This window comes from Chryseobacterium sp. W4I1, assembly GCF_030816115.1.
Classification (GTDB): Bacteria; Bacteroidota; Bacteroidia; order Flavobacteriales; family Weeksellaceae; genus Chryseobacterium.
In genome coordinates this window covers 2,219,812-2,245,115 of sequence record NZ_JAUSXQ010000001.1, presented here as the reverse complement: position 1 = coordinate 2,245,115, position 25,304 = coordinate 2,219,812, and the positions used below count along the sequence as shown (strand labels likewise).

General features: G+C 36.3%; 20 protein-coding genes and 1 pseudogene. 16 read left to right on the top strand and 5 right to left on the bottom strand.

The annotated features are described in order from the left end of the window. The first annotated feature begins 67 nt into the window (after nucleotides 1-67). The 4 genes from QF044_RS10475 (at nucleotide 68) to QF044_RS10460 (ending at nucleotide 3,220) form a co-directional block, all read left to right on the top strand. Complete coding sequence (locus QF044_RS10475) at nucleotides 68-1,093, top strand: glutaminyl-peptide cyclotransferase (RefSeq protein ID WP_307271993.1); 1,026 nt, start codon at nucleotides 68-70, stop codon at nucleotides 1,091-1,093. 79 nt (nucleotides 1,094-1,172) lie between these two features. Then, entirely contained in the window at nucleotides 1,173-2,138 is a 966-nt protein-coding gene (locus QF044_RS10470; protein ID WP_307266728.1) for a hypothetical protein, read from the top strand. 29 nt (nucleotides 2,139-2,167) lie between these two features. Continuing rightward, nucleotides 2,168-2,782 carry a deoxynucleoside kinase gene (locus QF044_RS10465; RefSeq protein ID WP_307266725.1) on the top strand — a complete coding sequence of 205 codons (615 nt, stop codon included), beginning with the start codon at nucleotides 2,168-2,170 and terminating at the stop codon, nucleotides 2,780-2,782. 87 nt (nucleotides 2,783-2,869) lie between these two features. Continuing rightward, the gene (locus QF044_RS10460; RefSeq protein WP_307266723.1) at nucleotides 2,870-3,220 is read left to right on the top strand and encodes an ArsC/Spx/MgsR family protein; all 351 of its coding nucleotides are present in this window, start codon (nucleotides 2,870-2,872) and stop codon (nucleotides 3,218-3,220) included. Nucleotides 3,221-3,269: 49 nt separating this feature from the next. On the opposite strand, the gene QF044_RS10455 is transcribed toward QF044_RS10460, so the two are convergent. Both QF044_RS10455 and QF044_RS10450 read right to left on the bottom strand, forming a co-directional pair. Then, nucleotides 3,270-3,575: a DUF493 family protein gene (locus QF044_RS10455; RefSeq protein ID WP_307266721.1), complete on the bottom strand. Its 306-nt coding sequence runs from the start codon at nucleotides 3,573-3,575 to the stop codon at nucleotides 3,270-3,272. Nucleotides 3,576-3,617: 42 nt separating this feature from the next. Next, on the bottom strand, nucleotides 3,618-4,289 hold the full coding sequence (locus QF044_RS10450; RefSeq protein WP_307266719.1) for a DUF4197 family protein: 672 nt from the start codon (nucleotides 4,287-4,289) through the stop codon (nucleotides 3,618-3,620). Between the two features lie 345 nt (nucleotides 4,290-4,634). On the opposite strand from QF044_RS10450, the gene QF044_RS10445 reads away from it, so the two are divergent. The 8 genes from QF044_RS10445 (at nucleotide 4,635) to QF044_RS10410 (ending at nucleotide 15,038) form a co-directional block, all read left to right on the top strand. Further along, nucleotides 4,635-7,457: a SusC/RagA family TonB-linked outer membrane protein gene (locus tag QF044_RS10445; RefSeq protein ID WP_307266716.1), complete on the top strand. Its 2,823-nt coding sequence runs from the start codon at nucleotides 4,635-4,637 to the stop codon at nucleotides 7,455-7,457. A gap of 12 nt (nucleotides 7,458-7,469) precedes the next feature. Next, a complete protein-coding gene (locus QF044_RS10440; RefSeq protein WP_307266714.1) occupies nucleotides 7,470-8,888 on the top strand; it encodes a RagB/SusD family nutrient uptake outer membrane protein in 1,419 nt (472 codons plus the stop codon). A gap of 76 nt (nucleotides 8,889-8,964) precedes the next feature. Beyond that, entirely contained in the window at nucleotides 8,965-10,356 is a 1,392-nt protein-coding gene (locus QF044_RS10435) for a glucoamylase family protein (protein ID WP_307266712.1), read from the top strand. 113 nt (nucleotides 10,357-10,469) lie between these two features. Next, nucleotides 10,470-11,177: a prolyl oligopeptidase family serine peptidase gene (locus QF044_RS10430; protein ID WP_307266709.1), complete on the top strand. Its 708-nt coding sequence runs from the start codon at nucleotides 10,470-10,472 to the stop codon at nucleotides 11,175-11,177. Continuing rightward, nucleotides 11,178-11,576 (top strand): hypothetical protein, encoded by a 399-nt coding sequence (locus QF044_RS10425; RefSeq protein WP_307266706.1) that lies wholly within the window; start codon nucleotides 11,178-11,180, stop codon nucleotides 11,574-11,576. A 63-nt stretch (nucleotides 11,577-11,639) separates the two neighbouring features. Continuing rightward, nucleotides 11,640-13,967 (top strand): beta-glucosidase BglX, encoded by a 2,328-nt coding sequence (bglX, locus tag QF044_RS10420; protein WP_307266703.1) that lies wholly within the window; start codon nucleotides 11,640-11,642, stop codon nucleotides 13,965-13,967. 81 nt (nucleotides 13,968-14,048) lie between these two features. Then, the gene (locus tag QF044_RS10415; RefSeq protein ID WP_307266700.1) at nucleotides 14,049-14,435 is read left to right on the top strand and encodes a hypothetical protein; all 387 of its coding nucleotides are present in this window, start codon (nucleotides 14,049-14,051) and stop codon (nucleotides 14,433-14,435) included. Nucleotides 14,436-14,627: 192 nt separating this feature from the next. After that, nucleotides 14,628-15,038, top strand: a complete 411-nt coding sequence (locus QF044_RS10410) for a hypothetical protein (protein ID WP_307266698.1) — start codon at nucleotides 14,628-14,630, stop codon at nucleotides 15,036-15,038. 71 nt (nucleotides 15,039-15,109) lie between these two features. Here QF044_RS10410 and QF044_RS21580 read toward each other — a convergent pair whose 3' ends face one another. From QF044_RS21580 to QF044_RS10400, 3 genes are all read right to left on the bottom strand, one after another. Continuing rightward, nucleotides 15,110-15,343, bottom strand: coding sequence for a T9SS type A sorting domain-containing protein (locus QF044_RS21580; RefSeq protein ID WP_373462681.1), 234 nt, complete (start codon nucleotides 15,341-15,343; stop codon nucleotides 15,110-15,112). 289 nt (nucleotides 15,344-15,632) lie between these two features. Then, the gene (locus tag QF044_RS10405) at nucleotides 15,633-16,799 is read right to left on the bottom strand and encodes an iron-containing alcohol dehydrogenase (protein ID WP_307266695.1); all 1,167 of its coding nucleotides are present in this window, start codon (nucleotides 16,797-16,799) and stop codon (nucleotides 15,633-15,635) included. Between the two features lie 67 nt (nucleotides 16,800-16,866). Next, nucleotides 16,867-17,748: a helix-turn-helix transcriptional regulator gene (locus tag QF044_RS10400; RefSeq protein WP_307266693.1), complete on the bottom strand. Its 882-nt coding sequence runs from the start codon at nucleotides 17,746-17,748 to the stop codon at nucleotides 16,867-16,869. 245 nt (nucleotides 17,749-17,993) lie between these two features. Here QF044_RS10400 and purB point away from each other — a divergent pair, with 245 nt between their 5' ends. The 4 genes and pseudogenes from purB (at nucleotide 17,994) to QF044_RS10380 (ending at nucleotide 25,289) form a co-directional block, all read left to right on the top strand. Then, complete coding sequence (purB, locus tag QF044_RS10395; protein ID WP_307266691.1) at nucleotides 17,994-19,421, top strand: adenylosuccinate lyase; 1,428 nt, start codon at nucleotides 17,994-17,996, stop codon at nucleotides 19,419-19,421. A gap of 68 nt (nucleotides 19,422-19,489) precedes the next feature. Next, the gene (locus QF044_RS10390) at nucleotides 19,490-20,488 is read left to right on the top strand and encodes a hypothetical protein (protein ID WP_307266689.1); all 999 of its coding nucleotides are present in this window, start codon (nucleotides 19,490-19,492) and stop codon (nucleotides 20,486-20,488) included. A gap of 24 nt (nucleotides 20,489-20,512) precedes the next feature. Further along, nucleotides 20,513-21,472: a WG repeat-containing protein gene (locus tag QF044_RS10385; protein ID WP_307266687.1), complete on the top strand. Its 960-nt coding sequence runs from the start codon at nucleotides 20,513-20,515 to the stop codon at nucleotides 21,470-21,472. A gap of 119 nt (nucleotides 21,473-21,591) precedes the next feature. Beyond that, nucleotides 21,592-25,289: pseudogene (locus QF044_RS10380) on the top strand (phosphoribosylformylglycinamidine synthase). Nucleotides 25,290-25,304 lie beyond the last annotated feature (15 nt).

Below are 25,304 nucleotides of genomic sequence, written 5' to 3'. Positions count from 1 at the left end.
TCCTCAGGAGCGCTATTTTCATTTAAGGACTAAAATTTAGTATTTTTGAAGAATGATTAAGAACGCCCTGAAAAGAAATATAATTGCCGGTTTTGCAGTAATTTTCCTGCTGTCATCATGTAATAATAATGAGAAAATACTCAATTCCCTGGCTGATTATAATAATTCAAAGGAGGGAAAAGGCTATCATTTCGGAGATCAGCTCAATCTTCCAAAAGAAGTGACAGAGAATGCGGAAACCATTACCATCAGTTTTGGTGATCAGGAAACCTCAAACTTAATCGTAGACCCCAAATTTTTCACATTAGGAGATAACGACGTTACCTTTATCATTAAAACCAAAAGCGGAGAAACCCTAAACCAGGATGCAACCATCAATGTTTTTGCAAAAAATCCTGAACAGAATATTTCCTATACTATTGTAGCAGAATATCCTCACGATCCCCATAATTTTGTTGAAGGATTTCTTGTTGAAGGCAATACTGTTTATGAAAGTGACGGATTGGATGGAGCTTCCCAGCTCATAAAATATACTTTAGGTTCAGCAACTCCGGCTCTTGTAGAGAAGCAGCCTGCTGATGTTTTCTCTGAAGGCTGTGCTATTGTAGGCGATAAAATTTACCAGCTGACCTACAAAAATAAAATAGGTTTTGTTTACGATAAAAATTCATTAAAAAAGCTTTCCCAGTTTCCTTTACCGAATGTGATCGGAGAAGGCTGGGGGTTAACTTACGACGGGAAAAACCTTGTGGCAACTGACGGCTCAAAAAATCTGTATTTTCTGGATGTGAACGATCCTTCGAAAGTGGTGAGAACAGTTGCCGTTGCCGGACATACCGAAACCTACTATAATATTAATGAGTTGGAATACCACAACGGCTTCATTTATTCCAATGTATGGCACAAACCAATTATTCTGAAGATAGATCCTGCCACCGGAGAAGCGGTAGGGAAGCTTGATTTCACGAAATTAACGGCTGAGAATGATCAGGGAAATAGTGAATATGTTTTAAATGGAGTAGCTTTTAAAGGGGATAATATGCTGGTAACAGGGAAAAACTGGGCGAAAATTTATGAAGTTAACGTTAAGTAATTCATCATTTAAAATTCAAATAAAAGTATGTAAATTGCAGCCATTCCACCTAGGAAAGTTATCTTTACCAAAATAGATTTTGAAACTACTTTATATCATACTCATCTTTCTTTTCTGTACCGTTCCAGCACAGAAATCACTCTCTTTTGATACCTTGAAACTGAAGGAGGCCAAGGATATGCTGGCAGATGATTACGGATACCTGTACATTTACAAAAACAAAGATTTCAGTTTTACAAAATACGATTCTTTAGGAAAACAGATCGGTAAAATGATGCTGACAGTTCCTTATAAAATACAATCTGTGCAGAATCCGCTAAGTCTTGCCTTATTTTCGGAAAATGCTCAGGAAATGAAATTTGTAGATCAGAATATGAATGAGATCCAGAAGGTTGATTTTAAGCAAAAATTTGGATTTATAAAAATGGCTTACGCAGAAGATCTTCAGCAGCTTTGGCTCCTGGATGACAGTACAAAACGTCTTATCCAGTACAATTTCAGAAATGACACCACAATTAATGCCTATCCTTTTGATGTCAATTTTGATGATCTGATGGATCTGCTGGTATTTGAAACCAAAGTCTATATTTTAACCAGAAAGCATATCAGAGTATATTCCCTGAAATTTGAAAAACTTTTTGAAGCGCCATTGGAGAATGGAAAAAGGTTTAGAAGAGAGAATGACGTTGTTTTGGTGGTTGCTGACAATTCAATCCTGAAATACGATCCCGAAAAAGGAATGGTGAAAATTTTTGAAGATAAGGAGGCGCAAATTGTGGATAAAAACATCCTTTCTTATTTTGAAATCAAAGCGAACAAACTCTATCTTTACAGCCTTGAAAAAATAAAGGAAACTAAACTACAGGCAGAGCCCGAAACGAAGCAGGAAGCTGTACAGGTTACAGAACCATCATCTGAAAAACCGGCTGGAGAAAAAGAACAGAAAACTGAAGAAGAAAAGAAAGGATCTGATGAAAAAGCTCCTGATCATACTTTACAGAAGCTGATCGACGAAACTTCCGAGGTTCAGGCCGTTGGTGTTTAGCGAAATTAAAATTAAAAATACTTAGGATAATGCATATTGCAGTTACAGGAAATATTGGAGCAGGAAAAACTACTTTGACTACGATGCTTGCCAAGCATTACGGATGGGATGCACAGTTTGAAGATGTAGACCATAACCCTTACCTTGAAGATTTTTATGCGGACATGAGCAAATGGAGTTTTGCGCTGCAGATTTATTTTTTGGGAAGCAGATTCCGCCAGGTAAAAGAGATCAGAGAAAGTGGTAAAAATATTATCCAGGACCGTACCATCTATGAAGACGCCCATATTTTTGCAGAAAACCTGAATGATATGAAGCTTCTTTCAAACAGGGATTTCAATAACTATATCTCTGTTTTTGGGCTGATGAAATCATTTGTTTCAGCGCCCGATCTGTTGATTTATCTAAAATCTGATGTTCCGAACCTCGTGAAAAAGATTTACAAAAGAGGGAGAGAATATGAAGCATCCATCAGTATTGAATACCTTTCAAAGCTGAATCAGAAATATGAAAAATGGATCTCCGAATATACAGAAGGAAGACTTCTGGTGATTGAAGTAGATGATCTGGATTTTGTGGAAAAGCCGGAAGACTTCGGGTTTATTCTTGAAAAGATCGAAGCAGAACTAAACGGTTTGTTTTAACAAATTTTTATCACAATTTAAGACAGATTTGAAATCATTTCTTCCTAAATTTGATAGAAGAGTTTAATTTTTTTAAATGATTACATTATGATGGTTAAGGTTTTACATAACGGAAATTGCTCGAAATCAAATGCTGTTCTTGAGTATCTGGATGAAAACGGGGTACCTTTTGAGATCATCAACATTGTAGAAGATCCATTGAGTGTCTTAGAGATCAAAACAGTACTGAAAAAGCTAAATCAGACTGTGTTTCATATGATCAGAAAAACAGATAAGCTTTATTTGGAAAATTATGCCGATAAAAATTATTCTGAAGAAGAATGGATCAAGATCCTGTCTGAAAATCCTTCCCTGATACAGCGGCCTATCCTGATCAAAGGATCTGTAGCCATGCTGGGAAGACCTATTGAAAATGTGAAATTCTTTATTGAAAAATAATAAAGAGAAAAATACTAAAAAAGTCAGCGAAAGCTGACTTTTTTGTTTGCTATAATAGAATAACGCCTTCTATTTTTGCTACTTCTTTATAAATAGTCACCACCTGATTGGCATCCAGAACGAATGCATTGATATTACACGCTGTGTATTTTCCGTTTTTACTTTCGCGGTTTCCCAATGTAAACTTGATGCCGTCAAAAACCTTATAAATTTCAGTAAGTTTTGCCTGATCTGTTGGAATGATAAATTTAAATAAATAGTCTTCGGGAAAGTCGTGGTGACCTTCCAGTTTTTCCTTCAGAGAGTTGTAAAAATCCTCTGGGTTTGCGTGTTGATTTCCTTGTAATATGTCCATCTGCCGTTGTTAAATAATAATATAAATATAGCGAAAAAAAATCTATTTTCCAAGCGGGCCCAGTAAGGCTTTTGAATTCTGGTGCTCGTAATCTTCAATGATATTAAACAAACCATTTACCAATTGTTCAGAAGCCAATTTACTCAATCCTCCGGTGTTTACATTGTTGCTGCCACCTCCAAGAAGGCTTCCCAGAAGATTGCTTCCTGAAAGAGCTGTATTGATTGTTTTAGCAATTCCGTATTCATTCAGTTTCTCGTCCACCTTAGGGGCAATTGCTGCTACAAGTTGCTGTGAAGTTTTTTCTTTCAAGATCTGTGTTGCTGTAGTACCCTGGATAATTCTGGTTACGTCCTGGGCATTTAAGCTGTTGACTGCATCCTGCAAAATAGGTTTTGAAAGGTTTACAGTATAAGAAGCTGCCTGAGCAATAAAATCTCTTTCCTTAGCCACCAGTGAAGGGGCAATTTTTTCCAGTGTGGAATTGATGTCTCTAAGTTCTTTAGGAAGGGCTTTGTCTACCATATTGTTCTGAAGAAAGGCTTCCTTGTTGCTGTAGATTCCCATTCCTTTATCAATACCATTCAGCAAAACTCTTTTTATAATTGATAGGCCAAGATCGGTAGTTGCCATACTCTGGCACGACTGTACGCTGGTTAAAACGACAGCGCCGGTTCCTATTAACAATGCTGCTGCGATAATATATTTTTTCATTGATCTTTTTCTTATTTTTTCAAATATTGCGCCAAAGGTAAACACTATTGCTGTATTAACAAAATATTAATTCCTAACACTGATTTGGTGAATTTTTTGTCAAAAATATAGATTTTACATTTGAGCATTTTATTATGTATAGATGATGATAATGAGATTTTATTAATTAATTTTAAGTTATTTAATTTTTTATTTAATTATTTTTTATTTTTTTTAAATTTTTAAGATAGATTAACAATGTTCGATTTTTTTTCTATTTTTACCTAATGTCTTTTTTTGAGATTTTAAATAACTCCACTTTAAAGGACATTTGAAATTAGATTGTAAGAATAAAATTGAAACTATATGAAACAACGTGATTTAAAGTATCCATGCCTCATTGCCGTTTTATACTTCGGTATGAACGTCAATGCGCAGACTACTCCAAAAGATTCTCTGGCTAAAGAGCAGAAGATCGAGGAGGTAGTTCTGATAGGATATGGATCTCAGAAAAAAGAAAATATTACCGGAAGTATCGGAATAGTTTCTGCGAAAGATCTAGCAAACAAACCCAATGCTAACCCAATCAGTTCTATACAGGGAAGATTAGCAGGTGTACAGGTTTTAAATTCTGGTACACCGGGAGGTTCACCCAGAGTAGATATTAGAGGAATTAGTTCATTAACAGGTAAAACAGTTTTTATCGTTGATGGGATGATTACAGATGATATTTCTTTCTTAGGTCCTCAAGATATAGAATCTATGAGTGTTCTGAAAGATCCTTCCAGTTTAGCGATTTATGGTGCAAGAGCAGCTAACGGAGCAGTGATCATTAAAACCAAAACAGGAAAAAGTAAAAAACCTGTTTTTAATTTTAATTCATATTTAGGAATTAAGACGGTAACCAATATTCCAAAAATGGTCAACTCAGATCAGTATATACAATTGTACAACGAAAAATTGGTCAATGATAAAGTAAATAATCCGACATTTTTAAATAGATCTGCTTATCCGCTGGATACAGATTGGTATAAAGAGATCCTGAAGACCAGTATCATTAATTCTAATGATTTTTCTGCTGCAGGAAGTATAGGTAAACTTAATTATTACGGAAGTCTTGGTTATCTGCAGGACGAAGGAAATTTAGCAGCTGGACAAGGGATTAATTCAGGAAGTGGTTTTAATAGATTTAATTCTAAGCTTAATTTAAGTTACAAGATTAATGACAATATTACTATTGGAAACAATTTCACTTTTTCAAAAATGCGTACGGATCAGGCTTTGAATCCTTTATTGGATGCTTATTCATCGCCTCCTGTTTATGGTACAATAGATCCAGGTACCGGAGGATATCAGTATTTTACGTTAGCTAAAGTTCCCAATTCAAGAGCAAAATTAGACTTGTATAGATCTCAAATAAGAGAAGAAAGGTTATTGAATAATATTTGGGGAGAATATAAATTTCTAAGTGATTTTACTTTAAGAATTAGCTATACTTCGGATAACATCAATTCAAATAAGTATGAATATACTCCAACATTTGGTTATGTTCCTGTTGCTGATCAAAAACCTACAAAATTAATAACAAGAGATTCAAGAACAAGAAATTATATCTGGGATAATACATTAAGCTGGAAAAGAAATTTTGGAAAGCATAATATAGAATTGTTAGCTGGTTTTTCCAGAACAAGAAATTCCTATTCTCAAGCCTATGCAGAAGCATTGAATGTGAAGTATGATGGAAGTAATAGTTCATTGGCAATATCCAACGGAACAGATGTTTTTCTGACAAGCTTTGATGAAGGAGAAAGAAATGTTATCCCATATCAGGACAGGATAGAATCATTCTTTGGACGATTGAATTATGATTATGGAGGGAAATACTTAGTGAATGCATCCCTTCGTAGAGATGGAACTTCTAAGTATTCTGCAAATGACAGGCACAAAGTGTTCCCTGCTATTAGTGCAGGATGGGTAATTTCCAAAGAAAACTTTATGAGTGAACAGAATGTTTTTAATGTTTTAAAATTAAGAGCAAGCTGGGGTAAATTAGGTAATCCTGATGTACAGAGAGCCTACACACTTAATACCACAAAAATTCAGGAAGGTGCCTATTATGGAGAGAATGGAGCCCCGGCACAAACCATAGATAAGATTATAGATCCGAATATTGGTTGGGAAACGACAACGGGGAGAGATTTGGGACTGGAAATGGGATTATTCAATAATAAACTGAAAATTGATGCTACCTATTTCGATAAAGACACTAAAGATGTTGTATATGGTATCGTACAGGGAACTGTTTCCGGTGCCGGTAACTGGAATAATTATATTACCAATGCTTATTCTTTTAATAATAAAGGATTTGAAGTTTCTGTAAACTATGACACTAAAATTAATGACAATATAAAAATTGGTATTTATGGTAATTTAACGACTCTCAAGAATAGAATTACCTCAGTTGCTAATGGATCTTATTTACAGACCGGAGCCAGTCTATACGGGAATTCAATCATCAGGTTACAGGAAGGCCAGGCTGTAGGTTCCTATTACGGATATCAGGTGCAGGGAGTTTTCCAAAATCAGGGAGAAGTAGATGCTGCTGCAATACAAAATGGAGCAACACCAGGAGGGTTTCAATTTGCCGATCTAGATGGGAACGGAGTGATTGATACTAGAGATAAAACTTTTTTAGGAAGTCCTATTCCAAAAGGGACTTATGGATTTGGTGTTAATCTGAATGTGTATGACTTCGATTTTGCTATTGATTTTCAAGGTGTTTTTGGAAATAAAATATATAACTTCAATAGAGAACAACGCTATGGAAATGAAAGCTGGGATTTAGATTTCTATAACAACAGATGGCATGGTGAAGGAACATCAAACTATTATCCAATGGCAACTAATAATCAAGCGATTATCTTGCCTAACAGTTTCTATGTAGAAGACGGAAGTTATATCAGAATCAGAAATATTCAATTAGGATATAATCTACCCCAAACATTTAGTAAAGCTATGTCTATTACTAAATTGAGATTGTATATAAGCGCTCAGAACCCTTGGACAAGTTTTAAGTACAACGGTTTTTCACCTGAGATTTTAAATACAGACAGAGTGCAAATGGGTATTGATAATAATATCTATCCGATTTCGGCAATCTATACCATTGGTATGAACTTAACATTTTAATAAGAAAGAGTTATGAAAAAGATATTTTTATCAATCGCATTATTTTCACTTGCGGTAAGTTGTAAAGATGATTATTTAGATATAAAACAAGAAGGTCAGACAGAAGCATCATCATTTTTCAAAACAAAAGAAGATGCTTTGCAGGCAACCAGTGCTATCTATAGCTTTCTAAGAAGTTGGGAAAATTCCGCTTTTCCTTATCAATTTGTTTTCGGAGTTCCGGCAGATGATGTAGTAAAAGGTTCTAATCCTGGAGATTCTTCTTTCATTAATGTTTATGATAATTTCACTTATACAGTGAGTGATGAAGGAGTAAGAGGCTATTGGATAGGACAGTGGCAGGCTGTAAACAGAACGAATCAGGTAATAACCAACGTTCCTGCAATCGACATGGATACTACCCTGAAAAACAGACTGATCGCAGAATCCAGAATGTTGAGAGCATATTTCTATTTTAATTTAGTAAGAATTTATGGAGGTGTTCCAATTTATGATAAAGTGGAAACTGTGTATGATAAACCTAGAAATTCAGTCGATGAAGTTTATAATTTTATTATATCAGACCTTACCGCTGCTGCAGAAGTTCTTCCACAGACTTATCCGGCTTCAGATTTAGGAAGAGTAACGAAAGGGGCAGCATTAGGTTTACTTTCAAAAGTATATCTTTATAAAAAAGATTGGCAGAAAGCATATGATACATCTAACCAGTTAATTGCTATGGGATATGACTTAGATCCCGACTTTAATCATTTATTCAGACCGGCAGGTGAATTTGGTAAAGAATCTGTTTTTGAAGTGAATTGCGGATGTGAACCTCCATATAAAGGAAGTCAGTATGCCGAAGTTCAGGGAGTTAGAGACCAGTTCGGGTGGGGCTTTTTCACCCCTTCAAATGCTCTTGAAAATGCCTTTGAAGCAGGTGATATCAGAAAAGAGCTTACGATACTTAGAAACGGTGAAACGACTCCTGAGGGTGATCTTATTGCAATGGGTGATGCTAATTCCGTGACTACATATAACCAAAAAGTATATGTGCCAAAAGCTTTAAATAATAATGCTTGTGGATATGGATCTATCCAAAATATCAGGATATTGCGTTTTGCAGAAATTCTTTTGATCAATGCAGAGGCGGCCAATGAATTGGGAAATATGGCTACAGCAACTTTAAACTTAAACAAAGTTAGAACCAGAGCTGGTCTTTTAGGAACCACCGCTACAACTCAGACAGATTTACGTACAGCAATATGGCATGAAAGGAGAGTAGAGTTGGCACTTGAAGGAGACCGTTTTGTTGACTTGGTAAGAACTGGCCAGGCGGCTACAGTACTGGCTCCTTACGGATTTAAAGCCGGAAAAAATGAGGTATTTCCTATACCACTAGATGCAATGGATCAAAGTAACGGTGCTTTTACCCAAAACCCAGGCTATTAAAAATAAACCATAAAAACTTTAGAGGAGAATGAAAGTTCTCCTCTTCTTTTAGTATAACCAGCCAAAAAAAGATTTCATGAAAAGGACCGTTTTATCAATTGCCGTAACCGCTTTATTCTTTGCTTATTCATGTAAAAACAGCCAAACTTCAAAACAGGAAACTGCTCAAAACCAAATTGTAAACAGTAACATCACAGACGAGCAGCTTATGGACAGAGTTCAGAAAGATGCCCTGAAATATTTCTGGGATTATGCAGAACCCAAATCCATGCTGGGAAGAGAACGTTATCATGAAGACAATATTTATCCGGATAATGATAAGCATGTAGTTACAACCGGAGGTTCCGGATTCGGATTAGCGACCGTATTGGTAGGCGTGGAAAGAGGGTTTGTTCCTAGAAAAGAAGCAGTGCAGCGACTAACCCATATGATGGATTTCCTTGCGAAGGCAGACCGTCACAAAGGAGCCTGGTCTCATTGGATCAACGGAGAGACTGGAAAAACAGTTCCTTTCGGCAAAAAAGACAATGGCGGAGACCTTGTAGAGACCGCATTTCTTACTTCAGGAATTCTCATGGTGCGTGAATACTTTAAAAATGGTAACGCCGAAGAAAAAGCTCTGGCTGCAAAATGCGACGAACTTTGGAAAGGTATCCAGTGGAACTGGTATACAAAAGGAGGTGAAAAAGTCCTTTACTGGCATTGGTCACCGGACTACCAGTGGGAAATGAATTTTCCGCTCGAGGGATATAACGAATGCCTTATTACTTACATCCTGGCCGCTTCGTCACCTACACATCCCATTGATGCAGAAACCTATTACAAAGGTTGGACGAGAAACGGAACTTACCTTTCAGATAAAACAAAATACGGACTTCCACTTTATGTAAAACACAATTACGTCGAAGAATACGGCGGACCACTCTTTTGGTCACAATATTCCTATATCGGGTTAGATCCTACTGGTCTGTCCGATAAACTGGTCAAAAATTATTTTGAGCTAAATAAAAATCAAGTCCTGATCGACTATAAATACTGCGTGGAAAATCCAAAACAATGGAAAGGCTACGGCCCGAACTATTGGGGACTCACAGCAGGTTACACAAGAAATGAAGACGGAAGTACGGGGTATACCGCTCATATGCCAACCAACGATAACGGTGTCATTACCCCTACAGCAGCATTAAGCAGTTTTCCGTACACCCCCAAAGAATCTATGAACTTTCTGAGATTCCTATATACTGAGAAACCTGAATTTATCGGTTCGGCAGGACCATATGATGCTACGTCGGTGAATTACAATAACTGGTTTACTCCAAGATATTTAGCCATAGATCAGGGGACAATTGCTCCGATGATTGAAAACTACAGAACCGGATTTCTCTGGAAATTATTCATGAATGCACCCGAGATTCAGCAGGGGCTTAAAAAATTAAGTTTCCAGTCCGAGAAATATGGAATCAAATAATCCGTATTTTTAATCCAGTTTTATTAGTAACCAAATTGATATTCATACAAATGGGCTTTTGTCCGTTTAAATAAAATACACCAAACGGCTTTTAGCCAAACATAAATAACAATATGAAATTAAAATTAAAACACCTTCCTCTTTTATTACTGCCATTTTCATTGTCTGTAAATGCACAGGAGATAAAAGGCGAATTAAACAAAGAAATCAAAAGGACAGAAAAAATGTCCTATATCCTGGATTATCCTCAAAAAGTAAAAGGTAATGTTCCGTTGATCGTGTTTCTGCATGGTTCAGGAGAAAGAGGAAACAACCTTGAATTGGTTAAAGCTCACAGTCCTTTTACCTATAAAAACCTGATCAAAGAACCTGTAGCTATTTTAGCACCGCAGTGTCCTGCAGATTCATGGTGGGATACTATAACGATTTATAACCTGATCAAAGAAATTCAGAAAAAATATAAAATTGATGCTTCCAGAATTTATCTCACAGGACTCTCATTGGGAGGGTGGGGAACCTGGAAACTGGCGCTGGAACATCCTGAAATGTTTGCAGCGATAGCTCCGGTATGTGCACCAGCAGATAAAATAATGGGGGCCAATATAGAGCGATACAAAGATCTTCCCATAAAGATTTTTCATGGAGGAAATGATGATATCGTTTCTCCAATGAATTCAATTGAAATGTATCAGGCTTTAAAAAAAGTAAATCCAAATGTGACCTTAACTATTTTTCCTGATGATAACCATAACTCATGGGATTCGACGTATTCAAATCCACAGTTTTATGAATGGATGTTAAGTCAAAAATCAAAATATTAAATGGGCTTGACTTTTATAGCGTTGGACCAGCCAGACAATAATGTTCTTCTTGATGAAGATATGTTTTTAGAAAAATATGTATATACTGATTTCAAAGGTTTTTATAAGTTTGAATCTTTGTTTATGAACAAAGGCAATATTAATAATTTTCTAAATTTTATTTTTTTGGAAAAAGTAAACCTTCGCATAATAGAAGAGAAAAATAATAGAATATTAATAGATTTGTCTGTTTATCGGAAAAATTTTTTAGATCCGGATCAATTGGAAAATGTATATTCTGACTGGCTTGCTATTTCAGGTCGTGAAACTAGTATGAGTGAATATGGTAATATGATTTGTGCTTTAGGATATTTGAAAAGAAATCCCCATAAACCAAATCTGTATTTAATTATTGAATAATTAACCTATATTCTCAAAATGAGAAAATAAATAATAAATTTGTAAAATAAAGAGTATAACTATATGAAGAAGATTATAATCATAGCAGCTTTAGCCCTTTCGCCTGTATTTTCTGCACAAGAAATGATTACAAAACCGGTGCAGTCTTTCCAGACGGTACAATACCAGGCTAAAAGAAAAGCTTTCGTAGAAAATCTCTTGTCTAAAATGACTTTAGATGAAAAGATTGGACAGTTGAATTTACCAACTTCCGGAGATTTTACAACCGGACTGGCTCAAAGTTCGGATATCGGAAAGAAAGTAGAGCAAGGGTTAGTAGGAGGATTATTCAATATAAAAGGAGCGGATAAAATCAAAGCAGTTCAGAAAGTGGCTGTAGAAAAAAGCCGTCTCAAAATTCCGTTGATCTTCGGAATGGATGTGATTCACGGTTATGAAACCACGTTCCCGATTCCTTTGGGACTTGCCGCTTCATGGGATATGAATTTGGTTCAGCAGTCTGCAAGAGTTGCTGCTAAAGAAGCTTCTTCAGACGGAATCAACTGGACATTCTCGCCAATGGTGGATATTTCCCGTGAGCCAAGATGGGGTAGAGTATCCGAAGGTTCAGGAGAAGATCCTTATTTGGGAAGTGAAATTTCTAAAAATATGGTCTATGGTTACCAGGGGAAAGACCTTTCTGTAGGCAATACTATTTTAGCCTGTGTGAAGCACTTTGCGTTATATGGTGCAGGTGAAGGCGGACGTGATTACAATACCGTAGATATGAGCCATGTGAGAATGTTCAACGAATACTTCCCACCCTACAAAGCAGCAGTAGATGCTGGTGTAGCTTCTGTTATGGCTTCTTTCAATGAAGTGGACGGAGTTCCTGCAACCGGAAACAAATGGCTTCAAACCGATGTCCTGAGAAAAATGTGGAACTTCAAAGGTTTCGTGGTGACCGATTATACCGGAATCAATGAAATGATAGAGCATGGAATGGGAGATCTTCAGCAGGTGTCTGCATTAGCCCTGAAAGCCGGAGTAGATATGGATATGGTAGGAGAAGGATTCCTTACCACCCTTAAAAAATCTTTAGATGAAGGAAAAGTAACCCAGGCGGAGATCGATATGGCCACAAGAAGAATTCTTGAAGCAAAATATGATCTTGGATTATTCGATGATCCTTACCGCTATGGCGATGCAAAGCTCGCAGCTAAGGAGGTTTACAATATGGAAAACCGAAACATTGCAAGAAGTGCAGCTGCCCAATCTATGGTTTTACTGAAAAACGAAAACCAGGTACTTCCACTGAAAAAATCAGGTACTGTAGCAGTGATTGGGCCATTGGTCAATAACTCATTAAATATGGGGGGAACATGGAGTGTTGCTACAAAACATGCTATTTCAGTTTCCTTGATGCAGGGTCTTCAGGCCAATTATGGAAAAGAAGTGAAATTTCTTTCTGCAAAAGGCGCAAATATTGATTATGATGCTAAATTAGAAGACATCTATGCAGCTCACGGTAAAAAAACAGATAGAGATAGCCGTTCTAAAGAACAACTGTTGAAGGAAGCGGTTGACGTGGCCAACAGAGCAGACGTAATCGTTCTGGCTATCGGTGAATCTGCAGAAATGAGCGGAGAATCTTCTTCAAGAACGGAGATCACTATTCCTCAGTCTCAGGTTGATTTACTAAATGAACTGAAAAAAACAGGAAAACCAATTGCAATGGTGCTTTATACGGGTCGCCCATTAGCTTTAACTAATGTAAAAGATATACCTGATGCTATTCTTAATGCGTGGTTTGCCGGTTCAGAAGCTGGAAATGCCATTTCAGATGTTCTGTTCGGAAAAGTAAATCCTTCCGGAAAACTTCCGATGACCTTCCCAAGAAGCTTAGGACAGGTGCCAATCTATTATAATGCAAAAAATACAGGCCGTCCATTGAGCCAGGATAAAGTTGATAAATGTGAATACGAAAGATTCCGTTCCAATTATATGGATGAGTGCAACACACCGTTGTATCCGTTTGGATATGGTCTGAGCTATTCTAAATTCACTTATTCTGATCTATCAGTTTCAAACCCGAATCCGAAAGGAAATCAAACCGTTCAGGCTACCGTAACAGTAACTAACAGCGGAAATTACGACGGTGCGGAAGTCGTACAGCTTTATATTAGAGATATGGTAGGAAGCATTACCAGACCGGTAAAAGAACTGAAAGGCTTCCAGAAAGTATTCCTGAAAAAAGGAGAATCTAAGAAAGTAACCTTCGATATCACTACGGAAAACCTTAAATTCTACAACGGAGAACTGAAATTCGACTGGGAACCGGGAGAATTTGACATCATGGTCGGAACCAATTCTACTGAGGTGAAACATTCAAAGATTAACTGGACAAAATAATAATAGTGAGCCATTCTTTTGAGTGGCTTTTCCTTTTTTGGCATGATTTTTAATCGCACATTTGTAACTTAAATAATAATTATGAAAAAAATAATCTTACTTAGCTCCATATTTTTGGGATCTTTTATATTCGCACAGACTTTAGGCGGAGATAAAGATGCTCATGGATGTATAGGTTCTGCAGGGTATACGTACTCCCAGATCAAAAAAGATTGTGTACGGGTTTTTGAACAGAAGATTAAATTGACCGAGGTTGCTCCAACAGGAGGTTCTACGTCAATGGCTGCTGTAATTTTCAGCGATGACATGAAAAAAGCAGAGGTTTTCGTTCCCGATGCAGACGGAGAAAGCCTGATCCTTACAAGATTGGGAAGAGGTAAAGCCTGGAAAAAAGATGATTATGTATTGGTTCCATTCAAGAAAAAGGGTTACCAGCTTAAAAAAGACAATGTTGTGATTTATCAGTAAATCCAAATTATAAATAGAATAGAGGCTGTCTGTTAAGACGGCCTCTTTATCTTTAATATATTTAAAAGTTCAGAGATACAAAATAATATATCCACCAGTCATTCAAAAAGAGTGGCTTTTTTGTATCTTAGATTTAATTAAACCATCTTTTTGGCATAATTTCACCAAACTAAAACCATTAATATTTTACATATGAGAAAAACTATTTTATTGGGCACAATGCTCCTTAGCTCTTTAGCCTTTACCCAGCAAAAATCTCCTAAAGGAGGTGATAAAGATGTTCATGGCTGTATAGGTTCAGCAGGCTATACGTATTCACAGATCAAAAATGATTGTGTAAGGGTTTTCGAACAGAAAATCAAATTGAAGGAAGTAAATTCAGATAAAAGTTATACTTCAATGACAGCCGTTATCTTTAGTAAAGATATGAAAAGAGCTGAAATTTTCATTCCAGATGGAAATGCAAAAAGCATTATCCTTAACAGGGAAGGGAAAAGCAAAATGTGGAAAAGCGGAAGTTATATTAAAGAAATTTATGTGTTAGTTCCTTACAAAAAATCACGTTACCAGATTAAAAAAGATGATGTAGTAATTTATCAATAAAATAAAAGCCATCCGAAAGGTTGGCTTTTGCTATTCCTGTAGAATAATATATTCTCACGAGATAGAAGTTTTTAAAATACCCTTTCAGCAATGCATACTGAAAGGGTTTTATGTTTAATTTTAATCACTTTCTTAAGGAGTACTCCTTTATAAGTAATTACTTTGAAATAATACACTCCCTGATTACTGCTGTGAATGCTGACTTGGGTATTTTGAGAATTAATTCCGATTTGTTTCTGAATAATTCTTCCCTGAGCATCATACACTTTAACCGACTGGATTTCCTTTGTATTCGAAAAGCTTATAGAGTAGGAGAATCAAAAAAATTATCATGGAAAATTTAAAAAACTTTCAAAACAGGAATTGAAAACAGTTCAAGGAGTATACCTATGTTTTTAGCAGGTTATTTCTGGTGTTCATTTGTAAAAAAATGTATTCCGGTAGGGTCAAGCTGCGGACTTGAGTTGTAGCAAGTAGCTTTGTCCAGATAATCTAAAGATCATTTTTCTGATCCCTTTAGGTATTTGATAAAGTGAAAAAAGACCACTCTTTTGAATGGTCTTTTTTCTTGTTTTATTCTCAGAGAATTAAGTGTTAATTCAGAACTGTTTTTTCTCTATATACAAGACCTTCATAACAGGCGTTGTAAATAATTTTCAGATCTTCCAGCGTAGGTACACGAGGATTGAAACCTGTACAAGGATCAATTAATGCGTTGTTAGCTATATAATCAAGGTTTTTGTCCCAATCTTCTCTTGAAATTCCGAACTCTTTAAGCGAAGCATTATTATTCACTTCCGAACGAAGAGTTTCTACAGCCTGAGCAAGATCTTCCGCAGTTTCCTTACCAATTACTTTCGCCAGATCAGGAAAACGATTACTAGCCTGTGCATTAAAACGGATCACATTCGGAAGGAAAATTGCATTGGAAGCTCCATGTGGGATTCCATATAATGCACCTACTTGGTGAGAAAGCGAATGAACAATCCCCAACCACGCATTATTAAACGCCAGACCTGCCATAAAAGAGGCATCATGCATATTCTGACGGGCTTTAATGTTCGTTGGATTATTTACTGCTTCTTTCAGATTATCAAAAACGATTTCCAAACCACCTTTCGCCAGAGCATCTGCATAATTGTTTTCAATATTGGAAACATAAGCTTCCACACAATGCGTCAATGCATCCAAACCAGTATTTGAAGTGATATGAGCAGGCATTGAAGCACATATTTCACCATCAACAATAGCAATGTCAGGCGTCAGCTCATAAGATACAATGGGATATTTTACCCCTTTTTCACGATCTGTGATTACGGCCAGTCCTGTCGTTTCAGTTCCAGTTCCGCTGGTAGAAGGAATTGCGATGAATCTCGCCTTATTTCTAAGTACAGGAACTGTGAAAGGTTTAATTAATGAATCAAAATCTGTATCAGGATATTCGTAGAATACCCACATGATTTTCGCTGCATCAATTGCAGAACAGCCACCTAACCCAATGATCCAGTCCGGTTCAAAAGCACTCATGACTTCAGCACCCTTTAAGCTGGTTGCAGAGGAAGGATCTTCTTCCACACCATCAAAAACTTTAGTTTCTATTCCTGCCTCAGTTAAGAAAGCGATTGCTTTGTCAAGCGTTCCACTTTTTCTCATAGAACCTCCTCCGGTTACGATAACCGCTTTTTTACCTTTAATGTTTTTTAATTCTTCAAGGCTTCCAGGACCATGGAAAACCTCTCCTGCAATAAATAACTTGCTCATTTTTCTTTTATTTGTTTAATGATGCAAAATTAGATCACGCAGAATGAGTCATGTTATACAAATAAGACTATCCGTTATACATTTGCGCCAGTTCCTGCTGAAGTTCCGTTGGAGTTTCCTTTAATTTAGACTTTACAAACTTACTAAGAGCAGAAGGAGAATTGAACCCAAGGTCAAACGCAATCTCTTTGTGAGTAAGGTCTGAGAATAAAAGCTGCCTTTTAATTTCTATCAGAATACGGTTATGGATCGTATGGATGGCTGTTTCCCCACAATGTTTTTTTGTGATGGAATTTAGTTTTTTAGAGGTAATAGATAATTTTTCAGCATAATACTGAACCGTTCGCTGCTCTTTGTAATGCTGATTAAGATACTTTTTAAATTGAATATACAGAGGCTTATCTGTAGTTTCCTTATACAATACCGGATGTAATCCGTGAATAGATTCAATAAGGCCCAGCAGAAAAATTTTAATATAAAAACGGGCCTGTTCCTTTTTAATAAGACTTGGGTTGATATAAATATCCCAAATCATTTTCAACAGATGCATACTTCGCTCAAACTCTTTCGCAGGAAGAATAGTACAGTTAAGCTGGGTAGAAAGATTTACGTTATAGGTGCTCAGTTCATTTTTAAGAATATCAGAGCAGAACAAAATTTCCTCAAACAGAATAAACTTTCCCTTTAAATCTTCGCTTGGATTTGAAACAAAATGAACCTGTTCAGGAAAAATGACAGAAATCTTTCCGGCTTTAAGGCTATGCGTCTTTTCTTCAATATGAACCTGAACATGGCCATTTTCAACGACAATTATACAGAAGTGATCTTTTTTGTGAGGCTTCTGATATTCTTGCAGCCTTTCTTTGCTCAGATCAAAAATACGGAAAGACAGGTTTTTATCCTCTTCTTTTTGGATGTTTTTCTTGATCTTCAATTTCTGTAAATCCATTGAATTGACGAATTATTGTTGTTTAAAAATAAAACAGCAAAATTAGTTAATTTCAGTAAATCTCAATTAAACGCCAGAGAATATCTGTGCATGTCCATACAATTAATGAGAGAAATAATACCGGTATAAACAGACTAATGATTCAAAAAATAAATTTGATTTGAATAGAGGCTTAAAACACCGTTACAATTTTCGTCTCTCACTGAAAATCCTTATTTTTGTACATCTAAAAAGTAAAAGAAAGAATGAATTCCTACAAAAATCCATTGGAAGAGCGCTATTCCAGTGAAGAAATGTTGTTTAATTTCTCACATAATAACAAATTCCGTACCTGGAGAAAGCTTTGGATCGCTTTGGCTGAAATTGAAAAAGACCTTGGTCTTGATATTTCTGACGAGCAGATTGCAGAGTTGAAAGCTAATGCTGAAAATATCGATTACGATAAAGCGGCTGAGTATGAAAAAAAATTCCGTCATGATGTAATGGCTCACGTTCACACCTATGGTGATGTGGCCCCTTCAGCAAAAGGAATTATCCACTTAGGAGCTACTTCAGCTTTTGTAGGAGACAATACAGACCTTATTCAGATCCGTGACGGGCTTTTGATTTTAAAGAAAAAGCTGGTTAATGTAATGAAAAACCTGGCTGATTTCTCTATTCAGTATAAAGACCTTCCTACTTTAGGATTTACCCATTTCCAGCCGGCTCAGCTGACTACTGTTGGGAAAAGAGCGACCCTTTGGTTACAGAGTTTGGTTCTTGATATTGAAGAACTGGATTTCTTCTTAGAAACACTACGTTTCAGAGGAGTAAAAGGAACTACAGGTACTGCTGCAAGCTTCTTGGAGCTTTTCAACGGTGATTATTCTAAAGTAAAACATTTAGATAAAGAACTTTCAAAAAGATTCGGTTTCGAAAAAGTATTCGGCGTTTCAGGTCAGACTTATGACAGAAAAATTGATGCTAAAGTAGTTGCTTTATTAGGAAATATTGCCCAGTCTGCTCATAAATTCACCAACGATTTACGTCTTCTTCAAAATCTTAAAGAAATTGAAGAGCCTTTCGAGAAAAACCAGATTGGTTCATCAGCAATGGCGTACAAACGTAATCCAATGAGAAGTGAAAGAATCGGGGCTTTGGCAAAATATGTAATGTCCTTAACGACAAGTTCTGCAATGGTAGCTTCTACTCAATGGTTTGAAAGAACATTGGATGACTCTGCCAACAAGAGACTGACGATTCCTCAGGCTTTTCTTGCTGTTGACGCTATTCTATTGATCTGGAACAACATCATGAACGGGATCGTTGTATATCCAAACAGAATCAACAAACATATTATGGAAGAACTTCCTTTCATGGCGACAGAATATATCATCATGGAAGAAGTGAAAGCTGGTGGTGACCGTCAGGAAATTCATGAAGTAATCAGAGTTCACTCTATGGAAGCTTCTAAAAAAGTAAAAGAAGAAGGGAAAGAAAATGACCTTATTGAAAGAATCTTAAATGATGATTCTTTAAAATTAGATAAATCAAAATTAAAAGAAGTTTTAGATCCTAAAAACTTTATCGGTTTCGCACCTATTCAGACGGAGGAATTCATCGCAAATGAAGTCCAGCCCATTCTGGATCAGAATAAAGACCTGATAGGATTGGAGGCTGATCTTAAAGTATAAAATAGATGCAGTCTTTTGGGCTGCATTTTTTTTGAAGTTGTATGAAATATTATTTGCTATTTATTCTAATGATGATTCCTGTGATTACATTTTCTCAGGATTTAAAGCCAAATAAAAAAATTAAGTCAAATGAAATTTTTCAACATACTACTTCAACAATTGCAGTTCCTCTAAACTTGGGAGAGTTTGTAAGAACGGGTTTATTTACAAATTCTAAAAACGATAGTGTTCTTTCTGCAGAATATGAGAATAAAAATAATGATGCACAATTTAAATTTAAAATTGTTCCGGCTCTTCTACATGAAGAAAGACTTTTAAATCATTATTATAAAGATCTTAATGAAAGAAGATATACGCCTAAACAAAGTGAAAGAGTAGATAAAATTGTAATTTTTAAAGAAGGAAGATTTACGCTTCGAGGAATCAGCACCTATTTTAAGCATCTTAATAGATTGATTAATGTTAGAGTTTATGATGCAGGTTTTTGGGTTTTTATTTCAGAAATGAGCCAGGAAGATAATGATACTTTGGCTCTGAATAAAAGGCATGATGAATTTTTAAATATTTTGAAGCCAGCTAAAATTGTAGAAAATAATCCGTTGACAAGATACTCTAATATTGTTTATGCGCCTGCTGCTGCAAGGGATACAACAATGTTAAGAATTACCATGAGCAGTTCTCTGAATAAGATGAAATGGATCTATGAAAATATTGATAAATATGAAAGAGCATCAGGTATTCCCGGAACTCTTCTAGATTTTCAAATTGCAGGTATTAATGGCTTTATAGATTACAAAACAGAGAAAAATCCTAATTCAATTAAAGAAGGCAATCCTGCAGTAGACAAATTGATTTCTTTTTTTACAAAACTTCGAAATGATGGTTTCACAGATGAATATTTAATGGAGCAATATTATTATTTATTAAGTCCTGCTGAAAATCATCAATTTGATTATAAAGGATATCAAAAGTGGAAACTTGAGAACTCTATAGATTATAATGTTGATCAAAAATATTATATTATTGAAAATGTTCGAAGGAAGACAAATCTAAATAAAGACGAGTAGATTAAGATTTACTATTAATCAGGTATGAAAAAAACGCTTTTACTCATTTCCATGATCCCCATCCTTTCTTTTTCCCAGAAGAAAGAGGTTTTAAAGTATTTTATTTCAAAAGATACATTGGCTGGAGTAAAAGATCAGGACGGAAAAATTATCGTTCCTGCCCAGTTTAAAATCTATTCCGATCTTGAAAACGGTGATCTTGTAAAAGAAGAAACCATTTATTTTGATGGTTCTAAGAAAGGTGAAGTGAAAGAAAAAAATGCCTGGGGATATGTGTACGACAAAAAAGGAAATTTTCTGTACAGGCCCTTCTTTTATGACAATGGAGCCGATTATTTCAAGGAAGGCGTCAGAAGATATGTGAAAAATGGGAAAGTTGGCTTTGCTGACCGGAATGGGAAAATTGTTATAGAAGCCAAACATGACTTTGTTTCATACTTTGAATATGGTTATGCTTTATTTTGTGATGGCTGCGACTGGGAGAAAACAGAAAATGAGCATAAAGGAATTGTAGGGGGAACCTGGGGTGTTATGAATACCAAAGGAGAAACCGTTAAGCCCATTGTAAAATCATCAGATAGAGATAAAGAAATTCAGGGGAAATACTATCCGAGTCCGTTTGACTACAACCAAAAAGAAAAGACTATTCTTCAGTTTTTTGAAAAGCAGAATAAAACACTTTCAGGTCTTTATTATATTAATGTTTATCCTAAGATGTCTGATGCTGAAAAGAAATTGCTTTTTGAAATTGTGGAAAGACCAAAAGAAAATTTTCCTTATTACCAGATCAACACCTTTGCTCTAGGGATGGATCTGCTGATTGCAGATCGTTTTACATTCCTGGTTTCGGAAGATGGTAAAGAAAAATATGCCATGGATTATAATGAAAAGATTCCTTACGAAAAATGGCTGGATAATGAAATAAAAGAGGCGGAACAGTTCCAGAAAGAGCATCCTGATCATCCTAATAAATTTGTAAAATAAGAAGACTAAACAAACGGATGATGTAATCTGACGTTGAAGTTTAAAATATAAAGAACCGTATGAGTTCTTAAAAAAAGTAAAAAGAAAGTAATAAATCTAATATTAAAATCTGACATCTAATGTCTAATAACAAAAGAATTTTCGTAGAAAAAAGAGGTATTTTCGATGTTGAAAGTCCAAAAATTTTTGATGAAGTAAAAGCAGTCGTTCCGGCAGCCAAAAATGTGAAAGTATACAATGTGTACGATATTTTTGGATTGAATGAAGGAGAATTTGAGAAAGTAGTAAACAGCACTTTCGTAGATCCCGTGACCGATATTTTACATACAGAAAACCCTGCAGAAGGCATTTATTTTGCAATGGAATTTCTTCCCGGCCAGTATGATCAACGTGCGGATTCTGCCCAGCAGTGCATTGCCTTACTGACAGAGAATGAAAAATCAAAAGTAAGAAGTGGAAAACTGATCCAGTTTGAAGGAGTTTCTGAAGCAGATATTTTGAAGATCAAAGACCTTCTCATCAACAAAGTAGAGTCTCAAGAAAAAGATCTTTCCATATTAAACATTCCTGCAGATGAAATACCGACTAAAGTTTTAATTCACGAAAATTTTATCAGTCTCGATGATGCTGAACTTGAAAATTTCTATAATGATCACGGTTTTGCATTAGGATTGGATGACCTGAAATTTATTCAGGAATACTTTAAAACAGAAAAAAGAAATCCTACTGAAACGGAACTGAAAGTTTTAGACACCTATTGGAGTGACCACTGCCGTCATACTACTTTTGAAACAGAACTGTCAGACATCCAGTTTGAAGGAGCATTCAAACATACATTGGAAACCATTTTCAATGATTATATCGAAAAAAGAAAATTCTTAGGCCGTGAGCTGAAGCCGATCTCTTTAATGGATCTGGCAACGGTTTGTGGTAAATATTTCCATAAAACAGGCAATCTGGAAAACCTTGTCATCTCAGACGAGATCAATGCATGTACAATCCAGATCGAAGCAGAATATGATGGTAAAAAAGAACCATGGTATTTATTATTCAAAAATGAGACCCACAATCACCCTACAGAAATTGAACCTTTCGGTGGGGCCTCAACATGTCTTGGTGGTGCTATCAGAGATCCTTTGTCCGGAAGATCATTTGTATTCCAGGCGATGAGATTAACGGGTGCTGCTGATGTTTTAGAAGCGGTTGACCAGACTTTGCCAGGAAAACTTCCTCAGAAAACCATTACAAAACAGGCTGCCAACGGATATTCATCCTACGGAAACCAAATTGGCCTTGCCACTACCATGGTTTCTGAGATCTACGATGAAGGGTACAAAGCCAAGAGAATGGAAGTAGGTTTCGTTACAGGAGCCGTTCCTGTAGATTGGGTAAGACGTGACAAACCTGAAAATGGAGACTCTATCATTATTTTAGGAGGTGCAACGGGTCGTGACGGTGTTGGCGGAGCCAGTGGAAGTTCAAAAGTACAGGATGAAAACAGTATCCACACCATGTCTACTGAAGTTCAGAAAGGAAATGCCGTTGAAGAACGTAAGATCCAAAGACTGTTCAGAAACCCTGAAGTAACGAAACTGATTAAGAAATCCAATGACTTTGGAGCAGGAGGTGTTTCCGTAGCGATTGGTGAAAATTGCTGATTCATTAGAAGTAAATCTTGATGTTTTACCTTTAAAATATGAAGGTTTGAACGGAACTGAGCTGGCTATTTCAGAATCTCAGGAAAGAATGGCTGTTGTAGTTGATCCAAAAGATAAAGAACAGTTCATCAAATTCTGTGAAGATGAGAACATTGTTGCTGTAGAAGTAGCAAAAGTGACCGATTCAGGAAGAATGCAGATGTTCTGGAAAGGTGATAAAATCGTTGACCTTTCAAGAGAATTCCTTGATACCAACGGATGTTCCAAAACCCAGGAGGTGAAAATTACCCATCTTGAAGAAGTAAAAGAAGAAACACCGGATTTCACAAAAGAAAACTTCCTAAACCTGTTAAGCGACAAAAATGTAGCTTCCCAGAAAGGACTTCTGGAAATGTTTGATTCCTCTGTCGGTGCGACTACGGTTGCTATGCCTCTTGGTGGAAAATATCAGCAAACCTTAATGGAAGGAAGTGCTCAGACCCTGCCGGTTTTTAGGCGCAAAAGACATTGAAACCGTTTCTTTTGCGAGCTGGGGATTTGACACCGGAATTTCAAAACAGAATTCATTATTGGGAGCTTCTTACGCAGTAGTAGAAAGTGTGGCGAAGATTGTTGCCATGGGAGGCGATTATAAAAATATCAGATTAAGCTTTCAGGAATACTTCGAAAAACTGGGTCAGAGTGCTGAGAAATGGGGTAAACCTTTAGCTTCACTTTTAGGAGCTTATGATGCTCAAATTAACCTTGGTTTGGCAGCGATTGGAGGTAAAGACTCCATGAGTGGTACTTACCAGGATCTGAATGTTCCGCCGACCTTAATTTCATTTGCTTGCGCTAACGGTGAGAAGAGCAATGTGATCTCTCCGGAATTTAAGAAAGCTGGAAATAAAATATATTATTTCAATCACATTCCACAGGAAAACAGACTTCCAAACTATCAAAGCTTAAAAGGAATTTTTGAATTTATTTTTGAAAATATTAAAGCCGGAAAAATTGTTTCTGTGAAAACCGTTAAAGAAGGGGGTGCTGCTGTAGCTTTAGCAAAAATGACCTTTGGAAACAGATTGGGTGCAAATATTAATATTGATGAAAATGCTTTACTGGCTAAAAATATCGGAAGCTTAATTATTGAATCTAGAGAAGGTTTAAATTTTTCTGATATTCAATTGATTGGTGAGGTTGAGGATTCAAATGTATTGAAAATCAGTAATTTTGAATTAAATATCTTAGAATTACTTGAAGCTAATACAAAAACATTTGAAAAACTTTTCCCTACTAAAGAAAAAGAAAAACTGACGGTTGAAATTGATGAGAAATCAAACTCTATCAACCCAAGAAATATTATTATTAAGAAACACGGAATTGCCCAACCGAAAGTATTTGCTCCTGTATTTCCTGGAACAAACTGCGAGTACGATACCTTAAATGCATTCCAGAAAGAAGGCGCCGTGATCAGCAGTCTTCCATTGAAAAACATCAATCACCAATTACTGGATGAAAGCATTGATGCATGGGTGGAAGAGATCAAAACTTCTCAAATCCTTGCCTTTTCAGGAGGTTTCTCAGCAGGTGATGAGCCGGATGGTTCCGCAAAATTCATTGTGAATGTTCTGAAAAACGAAAAGATGAAAAATGCCGTTCATGAATTATTAGATAGAGACGGAATGATCATCGGGATCTGTAACGGTTTCCAGGCTTTGGTTAAATCCGGTCTGTTACCTTATGGAAGAATCAAAGATCTGGACGAAAACTCTCCGACATTGGCTCACAATGCCATCAGAAGACATATTTCCCAGATGGTGAATGTAAAGGTCATCAACGACGAAAGTCCTTGGTTAAAAGGAATGAAAGGCCAGGTATTCACGATCCCGATTTCTCACGGTGAAGGTCGTTTTATGGCTTCTGAAGAAGAAATAAAGAAGCTGTACGAAAACGGGCAGATTGCTACCCAATACATCGATCTTGACGGAAACATTGCTCATGGAATGCCATTCAATCCCAACAACTCATTATTCGGAATTGAAGGAGTTACCAGCCCATGTGGAAAGATTTACGGAAGAATGGGGCATCCTGAGCGTTTTGCACAAGGTCTCATGAAAAACATACCGACTGCAAATTATCACAACATATTCAAAAACGGAGTAGAATACTTCAAATAAGAATAAAAGAAAAGT

Excerpts from the sequence above, each read along its gene's own strand:
- QF044_RS10465 (WP_307266725.1), top strand. The coding sequence starts at position 2,168 with ATGCATATTGCAGTTACAGGAAATATTGGAGCAGGAAAAACTACTTTG.
- QF044_RS10460 (WP_307266723.1), top strand. The coding sequence starts at position 2,870 with ATGATGGTTAAGGTTTTACATAACGGAAATTGCTCGAAATCAAATGCT.
- QF044_RS10455 (WP_307266721.1), bottom strand. The coding sequence starts at position 3,575 with ATGGACATATTACAAGGAAATCAACACGCAAACCCAGAGGATTTTTAC.
- QF044_RS10450 (WP_307266719.1), bottom strand. The coding sequence starts at position 4,289 with ATGAAAAAATATATTATCGCAGCAGCATTGTTAATAGGAACCGGCGCT.
- QF044_RS10445 (WP_307266716.1), top strand. The coding sequence starts at position 4,635 with ATGAAACAACGTGATTTAAAGTATCCATGCCTCATTGCCGTTTTATAC.
- QF044_RS10440 (WP_307266714.1), top strand. The coding sequence starts at position 7,470 with ATGAAAAAGATATTTTTATCAATCGCATTATTTTCACTTGCGGTAAGT.
- QF044_RS10435 (WP_307266712.1), top strand. The coding sequence starts at position 8,965 with ATGAAAAGGACCGTTTTATCAATTGCCGTAACCGCTTTATTCTTTGCT.
- QF044_RS10430 (WP_307266709.1), top strand. The coding sequence starts at position 10,470 with ATGAAATTAAAATTAAAACACCTTCCTCTTTTATTACTGCCATTTTCA.
- QF044_RS10425 (WP_307266706.1), top strand. The coding sequence starts at position 11,178 with ATGGGCTTGACTTTTATAGCGTTGGACCAGCCAGACAATAATGTTCTT.
- bglX (WP_307266703.1), top strand. The coding sequence starts at position 11,640 with ATGAAGAAGATTATAATCATAGCAGCTTTAGCCCTTTCGCCTGTATTT.
- QF044_RS10415 (WP_307266700.1), top strand. The coding sequence starts at position 14,049 with ATGAAAAAAATAATCTTACTTAGCTCCATATTTTTGGGATCTTTTATA.
- QF044_RS10410 (WP_307266698.1), top strand. The coding sequence starts at position 14,628 with ATGAGAAAAACTATTTTATTGGGCACAATGCTCCTTAGCTCTTTAGCC.
- QF044_RS10405 (WP_307266695.1), bottom strand. The coding sequence starts at position 16,799 with ATGAGCAAGTTATTTATTGCAGGAGAGGTTTTCCATGGTCCTGGAAGC.
- QF044_RS10400 (WP_307266693.1), bottom strand. The coding sequence starts at position 17,748 with ATGGATTTACAGAAATTGAAGATCAAGAAAAACATCCAAAAAGAAGAG.
- purB (WP_307266691.1), top strand. The coding sequence starts at position 17,994 with ATGAATTCCTACAAAAATCCATTGGAAGAGCGCTATTCCAGTGAAGAA.
- QF044_RS10390 (WP_307266689.1), top strand. The coding sequence starts at position 19,490 with ATGATGATTCCTGTGATTACATTTTCTCAGGATTTAAAGCCAAATAAA.
- QF044_RS10385 (WP_307266687.1), top strand. The coding sequence starts at position 20,513 with ATGAAAAAAACGCTTTTACTCATTTCCATGATCCCCATCCTTTCTTTT.